General features: G+C 68.8%; 19 protein-coding genes. 9 read left to right on the top strand and 10 right to left on the bottom strand.

The features are described from left to right. Positions 1-17: 17 nt before the first annotated feature. From ACZ6ZP_RS41600 to ACZ6ZP_RS41590, 3 genes are all read right to left on the bottom strand, one after another. A complete protein-coding gene (locus ACZ6ZP_RS41600; RefSeq protein ID WP_469410478.1) occupies positions 18-1394 on the bottom strand; it encodes an FtsK/SpoIIIE domain-containing protein in 1377 nt (458 codons plus the stop codon). After that, positions 1394-1750, bottom strand: coding sequence for an SCO3933 family regulatory protein (locus ACZ6ZP_RS41595; protein WP_469410477.1), 357 nt, complete (start codon positions 1748-1750; stop codon positions 1394-1396). The genes ACZ6ZP_RS41600 and ACZ6ZP_RS41595 overlap by 1 nt, the downstream gene beginning before the upstream one ends. A gap of 164 nt (positions 1751-1914) precedes the next feature. Continuing rightward, complete coding sequence (locus ACZ6ZP_RS41590; RefSeq protein WP_469410476.1) at positions 1915-2700, bottom strand: GntR family transcriptional regulator; 786 nt, start codon at positions 2698-2700, stop codon at positions 1915-1917. Between the two features lie 107 nt (positions 2701-2807). Between ACZ6ZP_RS41590 and ACZ6ZP_RS41585 the strand changes: the two genes are divergently transcribed. The 4 genes from ACZ6ZP_RS41585 (at position 2808) to ACZ6ZP_RS41570 (ending at position 5188) form a co-directional block, all read left to right on the top strand. Then, entirely contained in the window at positions 2808-3215 is a 408-nt protein-coding gene (locus ACZ6ZP_RS41585) for an NUDIX hydrolase (RefSeq protein WP_469410475.1), read from the top strand. 46 nt (positions 3216-3261) lie between these two features. Beyond that, on the top strand, positions 3262-3693 hold the full coding sequence (locus tag ACZ6ZP_RS41580) for an ATP-binding protein (protein ID WP_469410474.1): 432 nt from the start codon (positions 3262-3264) through the stop codon (positions 3691-3693). Beyond that, complete coding sequence (locus ACZ6ZP_RS41575) at positions 3684-4061, top strand: hypothetical protein (RefSeq protein WP_469410473.1); 378 nt, start codon at positions 3684-3686, stop codon at positions 4059-4061. The genes ACZ6ZP_RS41580 and ACZ6ZP_RS41575 overlap by 10 nt, the downstream gene beginning before the upstream one ends. Before the next feature lie 410 nt (positions 4062-4471). Next, a complete protein-coding gene (locus ACZ6ZP_RS41570) occupies positions 4472-5188 on the top strand; it encodes a S1 family peptidase (protein WP_469410472.1) in 717 nt (238 codons plus the stop codon). A gap of 223 nt (positions 5189-5411) precedes the next feature. Here the strand turns inward: ACZ6ZP_RS41570 and ACZ6ZP_RS41565 are convergent, their stop codons facing one another. After that, positions 5412-6602, bottom strand: coding sequence for a hypothetical protein (locus ACZ6ZP_RS41565; protein WP_469410471.1), 1191 nt, complete (start codon positions 6600-6602; stop codon positions 5412-5414). Between the two features lie 605 nt (positions 6603-7207). On the opposite strand from ACZ6ZP_RS41565, the gene ACZ6ZP_RS41560 reads away from it, so the two are divergent. Next, the gene (locus ACZ6ZP_RS41560; RefSeq protein ID WP_469410470.1) at positions 7208-7525 is read left to right on the top strand and encodes a hypothetical protein; all 318 of its coding nucleotides are present in this window, start codon (positions 7208-7210) and stop codon (positions 7523-7525) included. Between the two features lie 392 nt (positions 7526-7917). On the opposite strand, the gene ACZ6ZP_RS41555 is transcribed toward ACZ6ZP_RS41560, so the two are convergent. Further along, positions 7918-9336: an FAD-binding oxidoreductase gene (locus ACZ6ZP_RS41555; RefSeq protein WP_469410469.1), complete on the bottom strand. Its 1419-nt coding sequence runs from the start codon at positions 9334-9336 to the stop codon at positions 7918-7920. 186 nt (positions 9337-9522) lie between these two features. Further along, complete coding sequence (locus tag ACZ6ZP_RS41550) at positions 9523-10734, bottom strand: PucR family transcriptional regulator (protein WP_361469632.1); 1212 nt, start codon at positions 10732-10734, stop codon at positions 9523-9525. Positions 10735-10841: 107 nt separating this feature from the next. On the opposite strand from ACZ6ZP_RS41550, the gene ACZ6ZP_RS41545 reads away from it, so the two are divergent. Next, positions 10842-11750 (top strand): SGNH/GDSL hydrolase family protein, encoded by a 909-nt coding sequence (locus ACZ6ZP_RS41545; RefSeq protein ID WP_469410468.1) that lies wholly within the window; start codon positions 10842-10844, stop codon positions 11748-11750. A 146-nt stretch (positions 11751-11896) separates the two neighbouring features. Here the strand turns inward: ACZ6ZP_RS41545 and ACZ6ZP_RS41540 are convergent, their stop codons facing one another. Further along, positions 11897-12085 (bottom strand): BTAD domain-containing putative transcriptional regulator, encoded by a 189-nt coding sequence (locus tag ACZ6ZP_RS41540; RefSeq protein ID WP_469410467.1) that lies wholly within the window; start codon positions 12083-12085, stop codon positions 11897-11899. 165 nt (positions 12086-12250) lie between these two features. Beyond that, positions 12251-12736, bottom strand: a complete 486-nt coding sequence (locus tag ACZ6ZP_RS41535; protein WP_351167458.1) for a cupin domain-containing protein — start codon at positions 12734-12736, stop codon at positions 12251-12253. A gap of 232 nt (positions 12737-12968) precedes the next feature. On the opposite strand from ACZ6ZP_RS41535, the gene ACZ6ZP_RS41530 reads away from it, so the two are divergent. Beyond that, complete coding sequence (locus tag ACZ6ZP_RS41530) at positions 12969-13898, top strand: LysR family transcriptional regulator (RefSeq protein ID WP_351167456.1); 930 nt, start codon at positions 12969-12971, stop codon at positions 13896-13898. Here ACZ6ZP_RS41530 and ACZ6ZP_RS41525 read toward each other — a convergent pair. Both ACZ6ZP_RS41525 and ACZ6ZP_RS41520 read right to left on the bottom strand, forming a co-directional pair. After that, positions 13856-14401 (bottom strand): GNAT family N-acetyltransferase, encoded by a 546-nt coding sequence (locus tag ACZ6ZP_RS41525; protein ID WP_469410466.1) that lies wholly within the window; start codon positions 14399-14401, stop codon positions 13856-13858. The two genes, ACZ6ZP_RS41530 and ACZ6ZP_RS41525, sit on opposite strands and share 43 nt — an antisense overlap. A 25-nt stretch (positions 14402-14426) precedes the next feature. Further along, positions 14427-16028: an ABC-F family ATP-binding cassette domain-containing protein gene (locus ACZ6ZP_RS41520; protein ID WP_469410465.1), complete on the bottom strand. Its 1602-nt coding sequence runs from the start codon at positions 16026-16028 to the stop codon at positions 14427-14429. A gap of 186 nt (positions 16029-16214) precedes the next feature. Between ACZ6ZP_RS41520 and ACZ6ZP_RS41515 the strand changes: the two genes are divergently transcribed. Both ACZ6ZP_RS41515 and ACZ6ZP_RS41510 read left to right on the top strand, forming a co-directional pair. Next, positions 16215-16799 (top strand): HhH-GPD-type base excision DNA repair protein, encoded by a 585-nt coding sequence (locus tag ACZ6ZP_RS41515; protein WP_351167450.1) that lies wholly within the window; start codon positions 16215-16217, stop codon positions 16797-16799. A 1084-nt stretch (positions 16800-17883) separates the two neighbouring features. Beyond that, positions 17884-18033, top strand: coding sequence for a hypothetical protein (locus tag ACZ6ZP_RS41510; RefSeq protein ID WP_351167446.1), 150 nt, complete (start codon positions 17884-17886; stop codon positions 18031-18033). Positions 18034-18056: the final 23 nt, after the last annotated feature.

Here is an 18056-nt window from a genome sequence, read left to right as displayed (position 1 = left end):
GGGTGGGAAGGTGCGGCTCAGCCAGTGACCGGGCGCGGCTGCACGACCGAGGCCGAGGACTCGACCGGCTGCATGGGCACGGAGGGCCGGAAGGGCTTCAGTGCGGGCAGGTCGGGGACCATGTGGGCTGACGCGCGGCAGGTCTCAGCGGCGTCGGACAGCGAGAGATACGGGGTACGGATGCGGGACCAGCCGCCCGAGGTGTCACCGGCGACGGCGAGGCCGGGCCGTTCGGCAGGGATGGCGCAGGCGGCCGAGACCGCTTCGGGGGCGATGTCGCCGAGCGCCATTTTCGCGGAGGCTTCGTCGTTCACTCGGTGGCAGACGCGGCCGGTCAACTGGGCTCGGAGCATCGTGGCGCCCTTGCCGAGCTCGGCGCCGAATCGCTGCCCGCACACCTCCAGGTAGATACCGGCCGCGCGGCCGAGCTGAGCAAGCCGGATGAGCTGAGTGACCATCTCGTCCCGCCGCTCTTCCTCCTTCTTCGTGGCGACGAGGAAGAGTTCCGCCACTTCGTCGACGAACAGGACTACGGGCACGGGTCGTTCCTGCTCGGGAAGCCCCCAGATGTCGGAGGTGATCTCCTCGTTCGGGGTGCCCGGGGTGATCCTCTGGCGTGCCTTGATCAGGTCGTACCGGTCCTCCATCTCCTTGATGAGTACGGGCAACAAGTCGGCAGCCTGCTCAGGGTCGGTGGCGAGCGCCGACAGTCTTGGGGCGAAGGGCGCCAGCTCCACACCGCGCTTGCAGTCGACGCCCACCAAGGCGACGGGCTGCGGTGCGAGTCCGGCAACGAGGTGCCGCAGGTACATCGACTTGCCCGACAGCGTGGCGCCCAGGGAGAGGCCGTGCGGCACAACGCGGTAGTCGCGTACGAAGGGAGTCGCGTCTTCCCGCAGCGCTACGGGAACTTGCAGGGCCCCGCCCACCGCTTTGCGCGGCATACGGACCTTGCGCAGCACGTCGTAGCCCACGAGTCGCAGGTCGACCACGCCAGGCTTGACCGTGGTCACGTAGACGGCGTGAACTCCCCAGGCGTGCCGTAGCCGTTCGGCGGAGGCGGCCACGTCGGCGGGCTCCTGGCCCGGTGCGAGCCGCAGACGGAGTCGTAACCCGGTTGTGGTCGGGCGGATGATCCCGCGACGAGGCGGTACGGGCCGAACCTCCCCACGGGTAGTGGCCTTGACCGCCAGGACCCGCATTCGTGACGGCATCACGGTCAGGCCGCAGGCCTCCATGACCGATCCGTACGAGCTGAGCAGCCGGGCCGTGGACATCGGCAGGCCGACCGCAGACCAGTAGATCTCGGGGTGCTTGGCCCGGGTGTAGGCAGCCCCGCCGCCGAGTGCGGCGACAGGACCACCCACCTCCAGAAGCGTCGTCAGGTCGGTCATCAGGCCGAGGCCTCCATGGCCGCCGGGAAGGCTGCCGGAGTGACGGCGGCGCAGCGGTAGGCGATGCCGTGCCGCTGCTGGCCGTTGAACACGCTCTCCCACGGCCGGGCCACGAGCCCCGGAAGCGAGACCGGCGCACCGAGCGTCAGCCCCTCGGACACTCCGCTCTCCGGGATGGTCACCTTGATCAGGGACGACTCCCCCTCTTCGATGTAGACGACGCCGATCGTCATCAGGGCTTCACCGCTGTTGATGTCCTTGGCGATCTCGCCCGTCTGCCGGTCGCGGACCTTGGGCTCGGGCGCCTCAGTCAGCAGGATCGTGGCGGCGGAGGTCTCCACACGGATGGTTCGCAAGATTCTTCCCATCTACTCGTCTATACAAGATGCAGCCTTCGAACCCGATCTCCGGGAACGACGACCACGTTGCCACACAACTTGCCCACTCGTCTATACGAGTATGCCTGTTGGGATGTACGAGTTCGGGAAGCGGACCACCGCGCGCCACGGCCGTCAGGCCCTCACGTAGCCGGGAGCTGGTACGACAGGACGTAAGCGTCCGCCGCCATGACGGTGTCGCAGACCTCCACGGCCCGCCCTTCGGTGTCATACGCGGTGCGAATCAGGTGGATCACGGGCACGCCAGAGGCCAACCGGAGCGTCCGCACTTCTGACGGCGCGGGCATCCGGGCCCGGATCTCCTCCTCGAAGTGGTCGAGGCGATGCCCCAGCTCTTCGAGGCGGGCGTAGATGCCGCCGGGGCCGGGGTTGGGTTCGGCGATCTGCGTTCCGCGCGCGATGTCGAGCGGGAGGTAAGAGGTGGCGAACTCGACCGGCCGACCGTCGAGCAGATACCGGCGCCGACGAGCGAGCACGCGCCGTACGGAGCCGAGGCGGGTGGAGATGTCCTGGCTGGCCTTCTCTTCCTTGACCTCCAAGCTGTCGACCTGGGGGTGACTGCCCGCAGCGTCAGCCTCGACGATGAAGGCGGACTTGCCTTGCTCACGGTGGCGCCGGGCGAAGCGGTCGGAGGCCAGACGCCGGACGGGCGGCCGGGGGCGCACGAAGACGCCCTTGCCGTGCTCGGCATGGACCAGGCCCTCACCCGTGAGAACCGAGAAGGAGTTCCGAACGGTCATCCGGGAGACGCCGTAGTGCTCGACGAGTTCGGCTTCGGAGGGCAGCTTTTCGCCCTCCTTGAATCGCCCACGGTCGATGGCCTCGCGCAGCTGGTCGGCGATCTGCCGAAAGACCGCACGATCACTCGTGGGGTCGATATCGCCGAGCAGGCTCGGGAGTGACGTCACGTGTACTCCTTTAGGTATCTAGACGAGTGGGCGAGTGTTGTTGCTACGGTGGAGAGCCTAGCCATCCGAGAGGGCCGAGGACCTTGAGCACTGACCGTCCGCACTCCGTGAGCGTTGCCGGAGTCATCGTCGACGACCAGGGTCGAGCCCTTCTGATCAAGCGCCGCGACAACGGCCATTGGGAGCCCCCGGGCGGCATCCTCGAACGCGAGGAAACCATCCCCGAGGCCTTGCAACGCGAGGTCCTCGAAGAAACCGGCATCAAGATCGCACTTCCCGCGACCCTCACCGGCATCTACAAGAACATGACGGGCTTGATCGTCTCCATGGTCTTCCGCTGCGAGGCCGCCGACGGCACGCCCACCACCGGCGACGAGACCCGAGCTCTGCGCTGGGCCACCCGCGACGAAGTCACCGAACTCGCCGACGAGGCATACGCGATCCGTGTCCTGGACGCACTCGACGCGGCTTCCCCACCGGCCATCCGCGCCCACAACGGCGTGAAACTCGTCTAGCTCGAACCCCCTGCACATGGCGGCCTACCAGCACGAAGGAACTTGTATGCACGAGTATACGAGCACTATCCGAGTCTGGGGCCTCACTTGCCCAGGTTTCCCAGAAGAGGTCAGCCGGGCCCGACGCTGGACGCGGGACATCCTTCGTGACTCGCCCTTGGCGGAGGACGCCGAGCTGATCGTGAGCGAGCTGAGCGCGAACGCGATCCTGCATACGGCGAGCGGTCGCCAGTCGGGCAGCTTCTCCCTGGCCGTCGAGGTATCACCGCAGATGGTCGCCCTGTCGGTCACGGACGACGGGGGCACGAGAACCGCGCCGAAGGTCGAGCGCCAGGACGACGAGGCGGAACACGGCAGAGGCCTGGGCATGGTCAGCGCGATCGCACACCGGGTCGTCGTCCACGACAGCGACAAGGGCCACACGGTCACCGCGGAGCTCTTCACCGATGCCGGCCGGGGAGTCCAACCATGCGGATGAGAGGGCCCCGACGCGGCTACTGGTGCGAGTGCTGGACAGAGACCACCACGGGGCACCAGGGCGGGCGCCAGCTACGAGCATCGTTCGACGCCTACTCTGCACCGCAGGCCGACAGGTGGGTAGCGATCGCACTCCGCACCATCTCACCGGCACTCGACGCCGAGGCTTCGGACGAGGCTTGGGGGTGGCTGTGCGCGGGACGGGTCCAGACCCGCAGAGCGCTCCTGGGCATGCAGCCCTGCACGGTCTCAGTGACGCACGCCGACACCCGAATCACCTGGACGATACGACCGGTTGTCTTCCTGCCCCTCGCCGACCGCCAGGCGGCCGAACTTCCAGCGTGCGCACACGACTTCAAGCCCCAATAGACGGACTGAGTTACAACTTTCTCTACTGGTTCAAGGCGGCTCGCTCCGCTCCCCGCGCGCGGCCCGGCTCCCCGGGCCGTCGCTCCTGTCTCCGCCCCGCTCCGGCCCGGTCCACCAGGCCGCGCGACAAGAGCTGGCGGCCAACTGAACTCAGAGAAGGGGTACATCGCGGCTGGGGCGGTCGGCTCCACGGCTTTAGGCAGCCACTTTGGGGCGAGCCTCTAAGATCATGGCCCCAACGTCGTGCTTTAACGGGCAGGTCCACAGACTGCCCGACTCGCGATGAGCTTACGGGGCCATGATCACTCGCCCCAAAGCAGCTCCAGCCCAAAGCCGCTCCACCGACCTCGTTGCGACGCCTGGGGCAGTAGCGCTTGCCGGAATCAAGTTCCCTTAGCCAGAATCACCTTATGACATTCGATCCCCTGGCCGCGACGGGCCTACTCACAGCTCAAGAGGATGGACCGGCTGAAATTACCGGTACGTGCTTCCTCTTTCGCCATGACACTATCGCCCTGACTGCTGCTCATTGTGTTCCGCAAGGGCAAGTGAGCATGGCAGTACACCTCCCCCGCCTGGGTCGCGTTGATAGCGTCAGCGAAGTTCACCGTCATCCGAGTGCCGACATTGCCGTGTTGTTCCTCGGGGAGCAGCCAGATGAATACCCCGAACGTTCCCAGAATGCTTTCTGGGATCGCGTATCGAATTGGTCACTGGGTGAGGACTTCATGACTTATGGATTCCCCTCGGAAGGCCCTAGTTTCACAGCAGAGAACGGCCCAGTACCTCGCCTCCTCAAGGGGCATTATCAGCGATTCTACGATCATGAGATACCTCAAGGAGGATGCTATCTAGCAGGAGAAATGAGTATCCCTGCACCGGGCGGCCTTAGCGGGGCCCCGATATTTCGACCAGGCGCCCATCCGATGCTAACCGGCTTGGTCACGGCGAACAATGATTCGTACGCCATAACTGATTCCATTAATGAGGTGAAGGATGGAGGAAAGGAGTTTCGTCTAGAGTCAAGAAGAGTGATCACCTACGGTGTTGCCCTGATGCTTAGCGGGGTCACCGATTGGCTCCGGGTACAGGTCCCTGCCGGTACCGGCAGGGACTGGGTGTCATAATGCACGTCCCGCAGCGCCCCCCTCCCCGGGGGCCGTTGGGCAACTGCTATGGCCATCTGCAGCATCAGCACGTCATCGGCACTCCGAACGCCAAGCAGCCCTTCGCAGGCCTGCTACAACAATCCAAACAAGGCTGAAGCCCCCGGTTTAAGGCGCCGTTCTCAACCGATGGCTGGCACCTCACCTGCTTGACTCGGTCATTGAGGCCGCACCGACGTCTGCTCTAGCGATCCTCGGTCTGGGGTCGTTGCTGCCCTGATGGGTATAGCCAGTCGTATCCGTCTACCCAGCCAATGACGGTGGGATTATTTGGATCCGATATTTCGCCATGTGAGTTATCAACCGCCAACCCTAGGGACCGCACGTGATGGCGAAAAGTTATAGTGCACGGCTTGGAGAGGAATTGGTGATAATACTCAGGGAGTGGAGAAAATGATTCGTGCCCTGCACTCATGTCGGAAAAGGCCAATCCGTTAGCCACCTCTTTTGAATGTTGGTGCATCCTCTGGGCGACTTCATCGGAGTCGCGAGACAGGACTTCCAGGTACCTCGGGAGGAATGATTCATGCACGACGTCGAAGTAGCGAACTGCGCCACTCAGATCTCTCTCATTTTCTCCACCTTCTGTAGGTTCCAGGTGGCCAACCCTCACCCAGGGGAGTGCAATGAGTTCACTCTCTCCGTTATTTTCAAAGGCGCAGATCATGGGAGCCCTGACTACGGCCAAGTTGATGACGATCCGCGGAAAGAGCAGTGGATGGCCCTCGGTAGGCCTGCTGAGTGACTTGAGGTGATCAGCGGCCTTCAGAAGCGGGAGAGTCAGTGACCTGTATGCATCTTCACCTGTGAGCTCAAGTTTGGAACCACGCCTGACGGCCTTGGCGAAGGAAATCGCGTAAAGCGTAGGTGCGCCAAAGAATGGCACTTCAGCAAATTCCAAAGCATCTCGGAGATTTACCCACCATGAGAAGCTGTCATTCTTGGAACCTTCCTCCTTCGCCGCATTTGTGAATACCCGCATATCTTGTTTCTCAAGACCATAAATCTCGGGGAACTCGTTATGTGGGACGGGAGCGGATTTACGCAGGAAGAAAATGTACGGCAAGTCGCTTTGCTTGCACTCAACCAGAAGATTCAACCGGGTCCTGAGTTTCGAGTCAGGCTCATCATAGTCATGGGCGAAAGCAAGGTCGACTAGGATGTCAATCGATCTAGCTTGCCCAGAGTCCCGATCAATGAACGCCCACTCCTCTTGTATCTTGAAGTCTCGCACATTACCCAAAGGTGAAGAGCGAATAATGTCTGCAACTGTGGCTTGGAACGGGTATCCGGACTTCGCAATTACTTCTCGTAGGTCTTTCGCGGTGATACCCGCGTGCAGTTCTGCGAAAGGCGGAGTATTGCCAACGCTCATGTTTCCCCCACTGCTAGGCCATCTCAATCCTAGCCAATGAGTCTGTTCTGTGGGGCTTGATTGCAGGTGCGAGATGCACGGGTTCCGATTTGCAGCGCACCAGTTGCGCCCTCATAGCGCAGCGCCTGGGTCGTCCAAGGCCACAGTCGGCACCCCCCGTAACCGCCCCCACCCGCTCTGGCCTCGGCTCCTGGAGTCGATCTGCCTTCTAGGACCGGCCGACACCGGGTGGGAGGGACGCCGTCCCCAGCCGCGGGCACGTCGTGGTAAGCGTGGTGGGCTCCCATCCCGTCCACCGTCGACCCAGGCAAAGCCGAGCAGATGCGGCCCATGGCGGACGGGATGGGAGCCGGGGTATAGCTGACCGTCGGGACCTCTGCCACCCTTGGCAACCGAAGTTGTCGGTCGCGAATCTGGGGGCAGTGTTAATGGCGAGGCATTCAGACGGAGCAGGATCCCTGCGAGATCGACTGAGCGCGGCAGCGTTAAAGCTTCACGAGGTTGGCGCTTCAGAGCTAGCCATGGCCGTTGAAGACGTCTTGGCCCCTGGCGCTTGGAGCCGCCTTCGCCGGTCTGACCCCCATGCCAATCAAGGGGAGCGGAACATGGCTATCCCGATGCCTCCTAAACAGTACGAGCACATCAAAATGATGGCTAAGGCCGCGGGCGATAGCCTCACGGATCGAGTAAATGAAGGACTCCGCCGCTTCGTCTCTGGCGAGTTCATTCCAGACCGACCGAAAAGAGCTTCTAGGGGCACGGCGGAAAAAGCCAAACAGCTGAACGTCAGACCCGACGGCCGGCTTCGCGCCCATGCAGAATCGCGCTGCCTCGAAGTCGAGAAGGAGCAGGGCTGGACGCCGAGCGTCTCGGGCGTCGCCTTCGCGTACCTAAAGACCCTGTACCCACTACGCGAGGCATGAAGCTGCCCAGCCGGGCACTCCAGCCAGCTTCTGTGGTTCCAGGTCGACTGGGTTTCTGTCAGCGTAGGCATCCCCGGTGGTTACACCCAGCGGGAGAGGTGTCATTACGTCGAGCAGTGGCGGATGCGGCAAGCATGAGGCTGAGCAACCGACGCGCAGTGGCCAGGCAACCTTCTAAGGCCGTCCGTCTCAGTCTCCGTCTCATTCAGTACCGTTCACGGCCGTTCAGGCGAGGCGGAACCCGGTAGGCGCTCTCACGATCGGCCGCCCGTGAACGCAGGTGAACGGCCCCGTTCAGAGCCTTCGGGGCCACCACCACAGTTGGAAAGCGTGTTGGGGGCAACCCCTCACGAGTTCGAATCTCGTATCCTCCGCCAGTGCCTCACCGGGCACTAACGTTGCAGGGCCCCACCGTTCGCGGTGGGGCCCTTCGACGTTCCCGGGGCGATGTTCTGGTTGGCGTGGAAGAGATTGGCCGGGTCGTACGCGTTCTTGATGCGCGTGAGCCGGGCATAGTGGTCGCGGTACGTGGCCCGCACGCGGCTCCGGTTCTCGTCCTCGCCGATGAAGTTCACGTAGGCGCCGCCCATGGAGTGCGGGTGCAGCTCCTCCCAGTAGTCGACGCACCACTGTCTGATAGCCCCGGCGTTGGCGGGGTCCGGGTCGATGCCGCCGATGACCCCGGACCAGACCGCGTCGCGGTAGCCCCACGCGGTGTCCTCCTGGTCGACGCGGGCGGCGGCCCCGTCGACGGGGTAGAGGTGCATGGTCGACAGGTCGGTGGGGAGGTTCTCGGCGTACTTGGCGTGCACGTCGATGGCGTCGTCGGTGATCTCGTCGAAGAAGTCGCCGCGCCAGTACCACTGGAGGCCGGTGGGGATCAGCTCGTCGAACATGCTCTGCAGCGCCGGGTAGGGCATCGGCGCCGTGAAGTGGAAGGCCGGCGGGCCCGGTTCGCGCACCGCGGCCAGGACCTTCTCGGCTCCGTCCGGGTCGCCCGTCCAGCACCACACGACGCCGCACATCCGCTGGCCGTGGATCTCCTCCGGGAACGGCGGGCCCGGCGGGACGGTGAGCGCCGCGAAGAAGCCGTTCAGGTCGTCGGGCGCCTGCGGGAGGAAGTCGCGGTACCAGCGCAGTACGTCGCGCGTCAGGTCCACCGGCCACACGGTGACCGCGACGACCACGTCGCCCACCGGGTGCAGCCGGAAGCGGAACGAGGTGACGACGCCGAAGTTCCCGCCGCCGCCGCGCAGCGCCCAGAACAGGTCCGGGTGCTGGGACTCGCTCGCGGTGACGAAGCTGCCGTCGGCCAGAACGACGTCCGCGGCGACGAGGTTGTCGATCGTCAGGCCGTACTTGCGGGTGAGGTGACCGTGGCCGCCGCCGAGGGTGAGGCCTCCCACGCCCGTCGTCGACATGATTCCGGCGGGGGTGGCCAGGCCGAAGGCGTGGGCCGCGTGGTCGAGGTCCCCGAGCAGGGTGCCGCCGCCGACCCGGGCCGTCCTCGCCACGGGGTCGACACGTACCCAGCGCATGGGCGACAGGTCGATGGTGACGCCGTCGTCGACCTCGCAGAGCCCGGCGCCGCTGTGGCCGCCGCCCCGGACGGCGAGTTCCAGGTCCCGGTCGCGGATGAAGTCGACGGCGGCCATCACGTCCGCCGCGTCCGAGCACCGCACGAGGGCGGCCGGGCGCCGGTCGATCATCGCGTTGTACATCGTGCGGGCCCTGTCGTACCCGGGGTCCTTCGGGCCGATGACCGGGCCGCGGAGCGCGGCTCTCATGTCGTCGAGTGTGGTGCCGTCCATGACGGGCTCCTTGCCGAGACGCGGACCGCTTCGTCCCGCCCGGCCTCTCCCCTGTCGGGCCGTCGGTGAGCGGTTCTGCGCCGGCGTCCGGGCGCCCCCTGTCAGCCGATGCCTCAACAGGGCTGACCTCTCCAGGATCCCGCCGGTCGGCCCGGCCCGCAATCGGCGGGCGGCCGGGCCACCGCCTCAGGGCTTCGCCGCCGCGTCGTACGCCGTCAGCGCCGCCCGCAGCGTGAGGAGATCCGTGTGTGCGGCGAGGTCGAGACCCGTCAGGGCGGCGATGCGGCGCAGGCGGTAGTCGACGGTGTTGGGGTGCACGTGCAGGCGGGCCGCCGTCTCGCGGCGGTCCAGGTTCGACGCGAAGTACGTCCGCAGGGTGGCCGGCAGGTCCGGGCCGTCCGCCAGCGGGGCGAGCAGCGCGGCCAGGTGGGCGCGGGCCGGGCTCGCGCGGGTGAGCTGGTAGTCGAGGAGCAGCGCGGTCAGGGGGTAGACGCCCGGCGGCCGTCCCGTGCCCGTCGCCGTGTCGCGCAGCTCGGTGGCCAGGCGGACGGCGTGCGGGACGTCGGCCGGGGTGCTCGCGGCGAGACCCGCGGTCAGGGACACCCCGCTGACCGTCATGAGGGACGCCGTCAGTTTCGACAGTCGCGCCCGGTCGGTGTCGGCCGCCAGGTCCGGTGCCATGTCGGACGGGATGAGCGCGAGGCCCTCGTCGGCGGACAGGCGGGAGAGGACGGGGTGGCCGAGGGCGCGGTCCAGCTCCGTACGCAGGCGTCGGATCTTGCGCCGGGATGCCACGGTGGCGTCGACGTCGTCGCGGTCCTCGTCGGGGTGGCGCCCGATGGTGAAGGCGAGCACCAGATAGCACGGCGGCAGGCGCGTCCCCAGGTGGGCGGTTGCCAGTTGGGCGCCTCGGCCGTCGAGCAGGGCGGACAGGACCGTGTGCCGGGCCGCGTCGCGCTCCCCTATCAGTGACTGGCTCTCCTCCACGTACCCCGAGGTGACGGCGGCCGTGATCTCGCGCAGGCAGTCGAGCAGCAGCCGGTGGGCCTCGATCAGTTCGTGCGGTTCGACCGTCGCCGTCACCGCCTCGACGCAGATGCGGGCCCCGTAGTGGTAGGCGCTGACGACCGCGTCCACGGGGAGGCGTTCCTCCGCGCGCCTGGCCGCCGAGCGGCGCACCGTGTCGAGGAACTCCGGGGGCGGCATGCGCTCCGTGCGCAGTACGTCGGCGAAGGCGCGGATCGTCATGTCGACGATGGCCCGTACGTCCCCGTGCAGTTCCTCGGCGGGCAGTCGGCCGTAGACCGGCAGGTCGTCGGCGATGCGCCGGGTGACCGTCGCGGCCAGCCCCGGTACGTCGGCGATCAGGAAGCGGCCCACGCTCTTGTCACCGGTCACAACTGACCCCTCGGAAAGTCTGGTTGCGCGCCTAGAACAGCGAGGCCGCGATGGCCCGGATCATAAGGGCGTCCGTTACCCCCGGTACACCCCACCCAGGAGAGCCCGTGCGCCCCACACGCGCCCGCACCACCGCGGTCATGGCCGCCGCCCTGTCCGCCGTCTGCGTCCTCGGAGCGGCTCCGGCCGGTGCGGTGTCATCGCAGGTGTCATCGCAGGTGTCATCGCATGAGCCCTCACCGGCGTCCTCGCAGGCCGAGGAGCCCATGGAGTACGTCGCCATCGGCGACTCGTTCGCCGCGGGGCCCCTCATCCCCGGCCAGAGCCAGCTGTCCTGTCTGCGCTCCGACCGGAACTACCCGGCCGTCGCCGCGAAGGCCCTGGGCGCGCGGCTCACCGACGTCAGCTGCTCGGGCGCGAAGGTGAGCGACTTCTCCGGCCGCCAGTTCGGGCTCCTGCCGCCCCAGTACGACGCGCTCAAGCCGAGCACCGACCTGGTGACCCTGACCATCGGCGGCAACGACGTCAGCCTGGTCAGCAAGGCGCTCGGCTGCGTGAACCTCCTGCCCGAGCCCACCGGCATCTCCTGCGCCGACACCGCCGCGGCCGAGGGCGACCCCACCGCGAAGGCCATCGACGCCTGGAGCGCCACCTTCGGCAAGGCCCTCGACGAGGTGCGGCGGCGCGCCCCCAACGCCCGCATCGTCGTGGCGGGTTACGCCACCTACGTCCGCAAGGACGGCTGCTGGCCCACCCAGCCCCTCTGGGGCAAGGACGCCAACTACCTCCAGGCCCGCGTGAACCAGCTCAACGGCGTGCTCGCGGAGCAGACCAGGGCCCACGGCGCCACGTACGTCGACACCGCCGCCGTCAGCGCCGGTCACGACACCTGCGCCGCACCCTCCGAGCGCTACATCGAGGGCCTGGTGCCCACCAGCATCGCGGCTCCCCTCCACCCCAACGCCCAAGGCATGGCCGCCTTCGGAACGGCCGTCGCCCAGGCCGCGAGGTCCTGACAGGCCCTGACAGGCCCTGACAACCTCCCTCCGCCGCTGTCAGCGCGCGGTCCGCGCGCTGACAGCGGCCCCCGGCATCGTCTTGCTCGCCGGCCCAGACGCAGTTCCGCGTCGAAGCGGTCCTCCACGGCGGCGGCCCGCAGGTCCTACCGGCGCGTGGCGGCAGCGCGCGCGAAGGGTGCCTCCAGGACGTCCGCTAGGGCGGCGCCCCGCCAGAGCGCGAGGGCCTCGCCGAGCGTCGCCGCGGCCTCGTCGGCGTGACCCGCGGCCAGTTCACGCCTGCCCTGCCCGGCCAGCTCCTCGAAGCGGTGGGTGTCCACGTCGTCGGCGGCCACCGCGATCCGGTAGCCCCCGCGACCGACTCCACCGTCCCCGCCTCGCGCAGGGCCTTTGCGCAGCCGGGACACCAGTGCCTGGAGGGCGTCGCCCGCGTCCGCCAGCGGGTGCTCACACCCCGCAGGCCGTCGGCGAGCGCGTCCACGGAGACCGGGCGTCGTCCCTCACCGCTCGACGAAGAAGCTGTCGTGCTTGACGAGGAACTCGCCGAATTCCTTGCCGCCCTTCTGGGCCATCTCCGCCACCTGCTCGAAGTACTCCTCGCGCGGGGCGCCCGGCGAGAAGAGCATGATCATGGAGGCGGGGTCGTCGCTGTCGTTCTTGAAGGCGTGCAGGCCGCCGACCGGGACGTAGAGGAAGTCGCCGGGGCCGCCGGTGATCCAGCGGTCGCCGTCGTAGAGCTGGACCTGGCCGGACAGGACGAAGAAGGACTCCGATATGGACTTGTGGAAATGGGTGCTCGGGCCCGGCGACTTCGGCCCCAGATCCACTTTGTAGAGGCCGAATTCGCCGCCGGTGGAGGCGTGCGTGGCGAGGTAATGCGTGCGGTTGCCGCCGGGGCGGACCAGCTCGGGCTCCTGGTCGGCGGGCCTGAACACCGCGTTGATCTCGCCTTCTTCGCCGAGATAGCGCGGCTCCGGATAGGACATGTTCCACTCCTTCGTTACAGACAGGTCCGTTACTGACAGATCCGTTGCTGACAGATCCGTTGCTGACAGATCCGTTGCTGACAGGTCCGTTGCTGACAGGCTCAGTTGACGCTCACTGCTCGATCGCGGGTGGCCCACTTCTCGCTCACCGGCTGCCGACCCTATCCATCGCGGCCCCACCCTCCCCATTAGTTGTACGTAAGGCTTGCGGGGCAGCATTAAGCTGGACTGCATGCTTGATACGCGGCGCATGCAAGTCCTCCGGGCGGTGGTCACCAGCGGCTCGGTGACCGCGGCGGCACGGAACCTCGGGTACACGCCCTCCGCGGTGAGCCAGCAGATGGCCGCCCTGGAGAAGGAGGCGGGCATCGCCCTCCTGGAGCGCACCGGGCGCGGGGTGCGGCCCACGGACGCCGGGCGCCTCCTCACCGAGTACGCGGTGGCGATCGGCAAGCAGCTCGCCGAGGCGGAGACCGCGCTCGCCGGGCTGCGGTCGGGGCGCACGGGCCGGGTATCGATGCGGTACTTCACGACGGCGGGCGCGGCGCTCGTCGCCCCGGCCCTGGCCTCGCTGCGGCGAGCGCAGCCGGATGTGCGGGTCGAGCTGAAGCTGGCCGATCCCGACGACCCGATGCCGGAGGTGCGCGACGGGCACGCGGATCTGGCCCTGGTGGTCCGGCCGCAGGGCCAACTGGGCGTGGACGGCGTCCGGTTCGAGCACCTCCTGGACGACCGCTATCACGCCGTACTCCCGGCCGGGCACCCGCTCGCGGCGAAGCGGCTCATCGACATGACGGACCTGGCCGACGAGCCGTGGGTCGCCAGCGAGTCGCCGGGGCCCTGCCTCGACCCCATCCTCGAAGCGTGCGGCGCGGCGGGTTTCAGTCCGGACTTCGTGGTGGAGAGCGGGGACTACGCCACGGCGCAGGGCTTCGTCGCCGCGGGTCTCGGCGTCAGCCTGGTCCCGGAACTGGGCCTGGACACACCCCACTCCGGGGTGGTCGTGCGCGAGGTCCACAACCCGGTGCCGGTCCGTTCGATCTACGCGGCGGTGCGGGGCCCGGCGCCGGACCGCCCGGCGGTGCAAGGACTCCTCGACGCGCTACGGGACGCGGTGGCTCAGCTCGGGGAGACCTCTGCCGGGAGCTCCGGCGCGGCGTAACACCGCACGGTGACGGTCTGCCGCGGACTCCAGTGCTGCTCGCCGGTCCCGAGGAACCGCCATCCCGTACGTTCGTAGAGCGCGGTCGCAGAGACATCGGACGCGACGACGTCCAGCACAGGGAACAACCCCAACTCCCCCGCCTCCGCCACGACCCGCGCCAGCAGCAGCGCCCCGAGCCCGTGCCCGCGGGCCCCCGGCGCGACGAACAGCCGGCTGACCACGGCGATCTCGTCGACCGCCACGGCCGTGCGCCCGCTCCACAGAACGGGCGCCACGTCGCCCTCCCCGCTCCGGCAGAGCGAGACGTGCCCCACGACGCGCCCGCCGAGCTCGGCGACCCAGGCCCCGACGACGGAGCCCCCGGCCAGCCAACCGGCGGGCCGCGCCGGCCAGTTGGCGGGATAGCCGTCGGCCACGTGCACCTGAGCGAGGGCTTCCACGCAGGCGGGGAGGTCGGCGGCATGGCGGGGGCGGACGCAGGGGGCCGGGGCGTGACTCATCGCCGTATGCAAGCACAGAGGCGAGCTAGGCGAGCGAGACGAGCTCCCGATGGTCCGGGCCCCAGAGATCCTCGGTCCCGTCCGGCAGAAGCAGCACGCGATCGGGCCGCAGCGCGTCGATGGCCCCTTCGTCGTGCGTCACCATCACGATCGCCCCCGGATACGTGCCCACCGCGCCGAGCACCTCGTCGCGCGATGCCGGGTCGAGGTTGTTGGTCGGCTCGTCGAGGAGCAGGACGTTCGCCCCCGAGTGCACGAGCCCCGCGAGCGCGAGCCGGGTCTTCTCGCCGCCGGAGAGCACCGCGGCGGGCTTGTCGGCGTCGTCCCCGCGGAACAGGAAGGACCCCAGGACGCCCCGCGCCTCGCCGTCCGTGAGGCCGGGCGCGGCGGCGGCGAGGTTCTCCCGCACGGTCATCCCGCCGTCGAGGGTGTCGTGCTCCTGCGCGAAGTAGCCGAGCCGGGCACCGTGGCCGTGCACCACGCGTCCGCTGTCCGGGAGTTCGGCACCGGCGAGGACCCTGAGCAGGGTGGTCTTGCCGGCCCCGTTGAGCCCGAGGACGACGAGCCGGCTCCCCCGGTCGACGGCGAGATCAATACCGTCCAGCACCCTCCGCTCCCCGTACGCCTTCACCAGAGCGACCGCACCGAGCGGCGTCCGCCCGCAGGCGGCGGGCTCGGGCAGCCGGATGCGTGCGACGCGCTCGGCGCGGCGCACGGGCTCGGTGGCGGCGAGCATCCGGTCGGCGCGGCGGGCCATGTTCTTCGCGGCGGTGGCGGTGGCGACGTGCGAGCGCATCTTCTCCGCCTGGCTGCGCAGCGAGGCGGCCTTCCGCTCGGCGCTGGCCCGCTCGCGGCCGCGGCGCCGCTCGTCCGCTGCGCGCTGTTCGCGATAGGTGTGCCAGCCGGTGTTGTGCACGTCGAGGGAGGCACGACCGGGATCGACCTCGAACACACGATTGACGGTGTCCCCAAGAAGCTCGACGTCATGACTGACGAGAACGAGCCCACCGGGATAGCCCCCGAGATACCCCCGCAACCAGCCGACGGAGTCGGCATCCAGATGGTTGGTCGGCTCGTCGAGCAGCAGGGTGTCGTGGCGCGAGAAGAGAATCCGGGCGAGCTCGACGCGGCGCCGCTGGCCGCCGGAGAGGTGGCCCACCGGCGCGTCCAGGGTGCGCGCGGGCAGCCCGAGCCCGGCGGCCACGCGGGCGGCCTCCGCCTCGGCGGCGTACCCGCCCCGCGCCTGGAACGCGTCGTCCGCGCGGGCGTAGGCGGCCATGGCCCGCCGCTGCTCACCGGCGCTTGTGGCGGCGGCCATGGCGCTCTCGGCGGTACGCAGGGCCTGCGCCGCGCGGTCGAGGCCGCGGGCGGAGAGGATGCGGGCCGTGACGGTGCCGTGCGGGTCGGCGGCGGCGGGGTCCTGGGCTAGGTAGCCCACGGAGCCGGTGCGGTCGAGGGTCCCCGCTGCGGGGGCGAGCTGCCCCGCGAGGGTCTTGAGCAGGGTGGTCTTGCCGGCGCCGTTACGGCCTACGAGGCCGATGCGGTCGCCGGGGGCGATGTGGAAGGAGGCGCCGGCCAGCAGGAGCCGGGCGCCGACGCGGACGTCGATGCGTCGGGCGGTGATCATGGGGTAACGCTCCGCAGTAGCGAATGGACACACGGGTGACGTGGAGACCGGTGTCCTGGCTAGGAGATGCGGGGCGTAGACATGCGGCGAGGGTAGTAGGAGCAGCCCTGCGGCCGCACGCGGTTTTCCACCCCCTCCCTCCGGCGCACCGTGCGAACCGCCACCCCCCGGGGGATGATCGACTCCATGGACGTCACCCTGCACCTGGCCCAGGAGCCGGAAGCCGATGAGCTGCTCGGCCGCAGTCCGCTGGCCGCGCTCGTCGGGATGCTGCTCGATCAGCAGGTCCCGATGGAGTGGGCGTTCGCGGGCCCGCACACGATCGCGCGGCGGCTGAACGCGGACGATCTCGACGCGCACGAGATCGCGGCGTACGACCCCGACGAGTTCGCCGCGCTGCTCTCCACCAAACCGGCGGTGCACCGCTATCCGGGATCGATGGCGAAGCGGATCCAGCAACTCTGCGCGTACCTCGTCGAGCACTACGAGGGCGACCCCACCGCCCTGTGGGAGGGCGCCACCTCCGGCAAGGACCTCCTGAAGCGCCTGAACGACCTCCCCGGCTTCGGCAAGCAGAAGTCCCAGATCTTCCTGGCCCTGCTCGGCAAACAACTGGGCGTACGTCCCGCGGGCTGGCGTGAGGCGGCGGGAGCGTACGGAGAGCCGGACGCGTACCGCTCGGTCGCGGACATCACGGGCCCGGAATCCCTCCAGAGGGTCCGCACCCACAAGCAACAACTAAAGGCAGCAGCAAAGACCACCCCCAAGTAACAACCCCACCACCCAACCTCTCCCGCCCACCCGTCCGATTGCCCGGGGTGTGGGCGGATGGCTCGCTGGCACGGGTTGGGTGGCGGGTCGGGGGCTGCGCGGCGGGCGGGGAGAGCACGCCGGGCTGGCGGGGAACGCGCGCAACAACAAGGCTGCATGATCCTGCACACCCCAGCTACGGCCGCTCGCCCCCACACGGGCCGGTACGCCCGCCCACAGCGCGGCCTAGCGGCGCTCCCGCCGAACAACCCCGGCAGCACGCCCCACGCCCCGCAGCCGGCAGCGCGACGCAAGGGGACGGGCCGGTATGTCCGCCCGGAGCACAGCTCCCAGCACTCCGGTGCCGAAGCACCCCCACGGCCACCGGACGATAACGAGGACGCACATACCGGCACGGCCCCGCACCCACCAACAGACCGACCCCGCAGCACGCCCCCACGCCCCGCACACGGCAGCGCGACGCAAGGGGACGGGCCGGTATGTCCGCCCGGAGCACGACTCCCGGCACTCCCCCGCCGAAGCACCCAAGCGGCCACCGGACGATAGCGAGGACGGACATACCGGCACGGCACCGCACCCGAGGCGGACCCTCACCGCAGAGCCGCCCCCGCCCCCGCCCCCGCGTCCGCCGTAGCCCAAGAGGGCGGATCTCGGCGTCAGGTAACAGCAAGCGGGCCCCGCCGGGGGACATCACCCCTCATGAGCCGCGCCGCGCCACCCCGCCCCGCGTGGCTCCGCGCTGCCCTCGTCCTCCTCGCCCTCCTCGGCACCGTCCTGGCCCCCGCGTCCCCCACCGAAGCCGCCCCCGCCCCACCCGCGGCCGTCTCCACCGAGCCCACTGGCGAGGCCCACCAGGACACCGCCGACAGCGCACTCCGCGTCACCACCAGACGCCCCGCCCCCGCCGCGCGCCCCCGCAGTCCCCGCAGTCCCCGCAACCCCCACCGAAGCCGCCCCCACCCCCTCCCCACCCGCGCCCGTAAGCACCTCCCCGCCCCACGCTCCGTCGTCCTCCGCTGCTGACAGGCCCGCCCACCCGGCGGCCCCCACCACCACCAGCGAACCGAGGACAGGACAGACACCCATGCCCATCGACCCGTACGCGGCCCTGCACGCCCTCCTCCGCGCCGAAGCCGTACGCAACGCGCCCCCCGCCCCCAACCCGCCTCAGGCCCAGGCCCAGACCGACGAAGACGGCCAGCAGGAAGAGCGTCCCGAGCCGAACGACCGCTGACCCCGCCGGCGCAGACGCAGACG

It is taken from the genome of Streptomyces sp. NPDC054047, assembly GCF_055585065.1.
The sequence above is the reverse complement of the archived record's forward strand: the minus strand, read 5'-3'. Positions and strand labels throughout refer to the sequence as shown.

What these genes read in the sequence shown, in the direction of transcription:
- ACZ6ZP_RS41600 (WP_469410478.1), bottom strand. Translation starts at nt 1,394, where the DNA reads ATGACCGACCTGACGACGCTTCTGGAGGTGGGTGGTCCTGTCGCCGCA.
- ACZ6ZP_RS41580 (WP_469410474.1), top strand. Translation starts at nt 3,262, where the DNA reads ATGCACGAGTATACGAGCACTATCCGAGTCTGGGGCCTCACTTGCCCA.
- ACZ6ZP_RS41575 (WP_469410473.1), top strand. Translation starts at nt 3,684, where the DNA reads ATGCGGATGAGAGGGCCCCGACGCGGCTACTGGTGCGAGTGCTGGACA.
- ACZ6ZP_RS41570 (WP_469410472.1), top strand. Translation starts at nt 4,472, where the DNA reads ATGACATTCGATCCCCTGGCCGCGACGGGCCTACTCACAGCTCAAGAG.
- ACZ6ZP_RS41565 (WP_469410471.1), bottom strand. Translation starts at nt 6,602, where the DNA reads ATGAGCGTTGGCAATACTCCGCCTTTCGCAGAACTGCACGCGGGTATC.
- ACZ6ZP_RS41560 (WP_469410470.1), top strand. Translation starts at nt 7,208, where the DNA reads ATGGCTATCCCGATGCCTCCTAAACAGTACGAGCACATCAAAATGATG.
- ACZ6ZP_RS41555 (WP_469410469.1), bottom strand. Translation starts at nt 9,336, where the DNA reads ATGGACGGCACCACACTCGACGACATGAGAGCCGCGCTCCGCGGCCCG.
- ACZ6ZP_RS41535 (WP_351167458.1), bottom strand. Translation starts at nt 12,736, where the DNA reads ATGTCCTATCCGGAGCCGCGCTATCTCGGCGAAGAAGGCGAGATCAAC.
- ACZ6ZP_RS41530 (WP_351167456.1), top strand. Translation starts at nt 12,969, where the DNA reads ATGCTTGATACGCGGCGCATGCAAGTCCTCCGGGCGGTGGTCACCAGC.
- ACZ6ZP_RS41525 (WP_469410466.1), bottom strand. Translation starts at nt 14,401, where the DNA reads ATGAGTCACGCCCCGGCCCCCTGCGTCCGCCCCCGCCATGCCGCCGAC.
- ACZ6ZP_RS41520 (WP_469410465.1), bottom strand. Translation starts at nt 16,028, where the DNA reads ATGATCACCGCCCGACGCATCGACGTCCGCGTCGGCGCCCGGCTCCTG.
- ACZ6ZP_RS41515 (WP_351167450.1), top strand. Translation starts at nt 16,215, where the DNA reads ATGGACGTCACCCTGCACCTGGCCCAGGAGCCGGAAGCCGATGAGCTG.
- ACZ6ZP_RS41510 (WP_351167446.1), top strand. Translation starts at nt 17,884, where the DNA reads ATGCCCATCGACCCGTACGCGGCCCTGCACGCCCTCCTCCGCGCCGAA.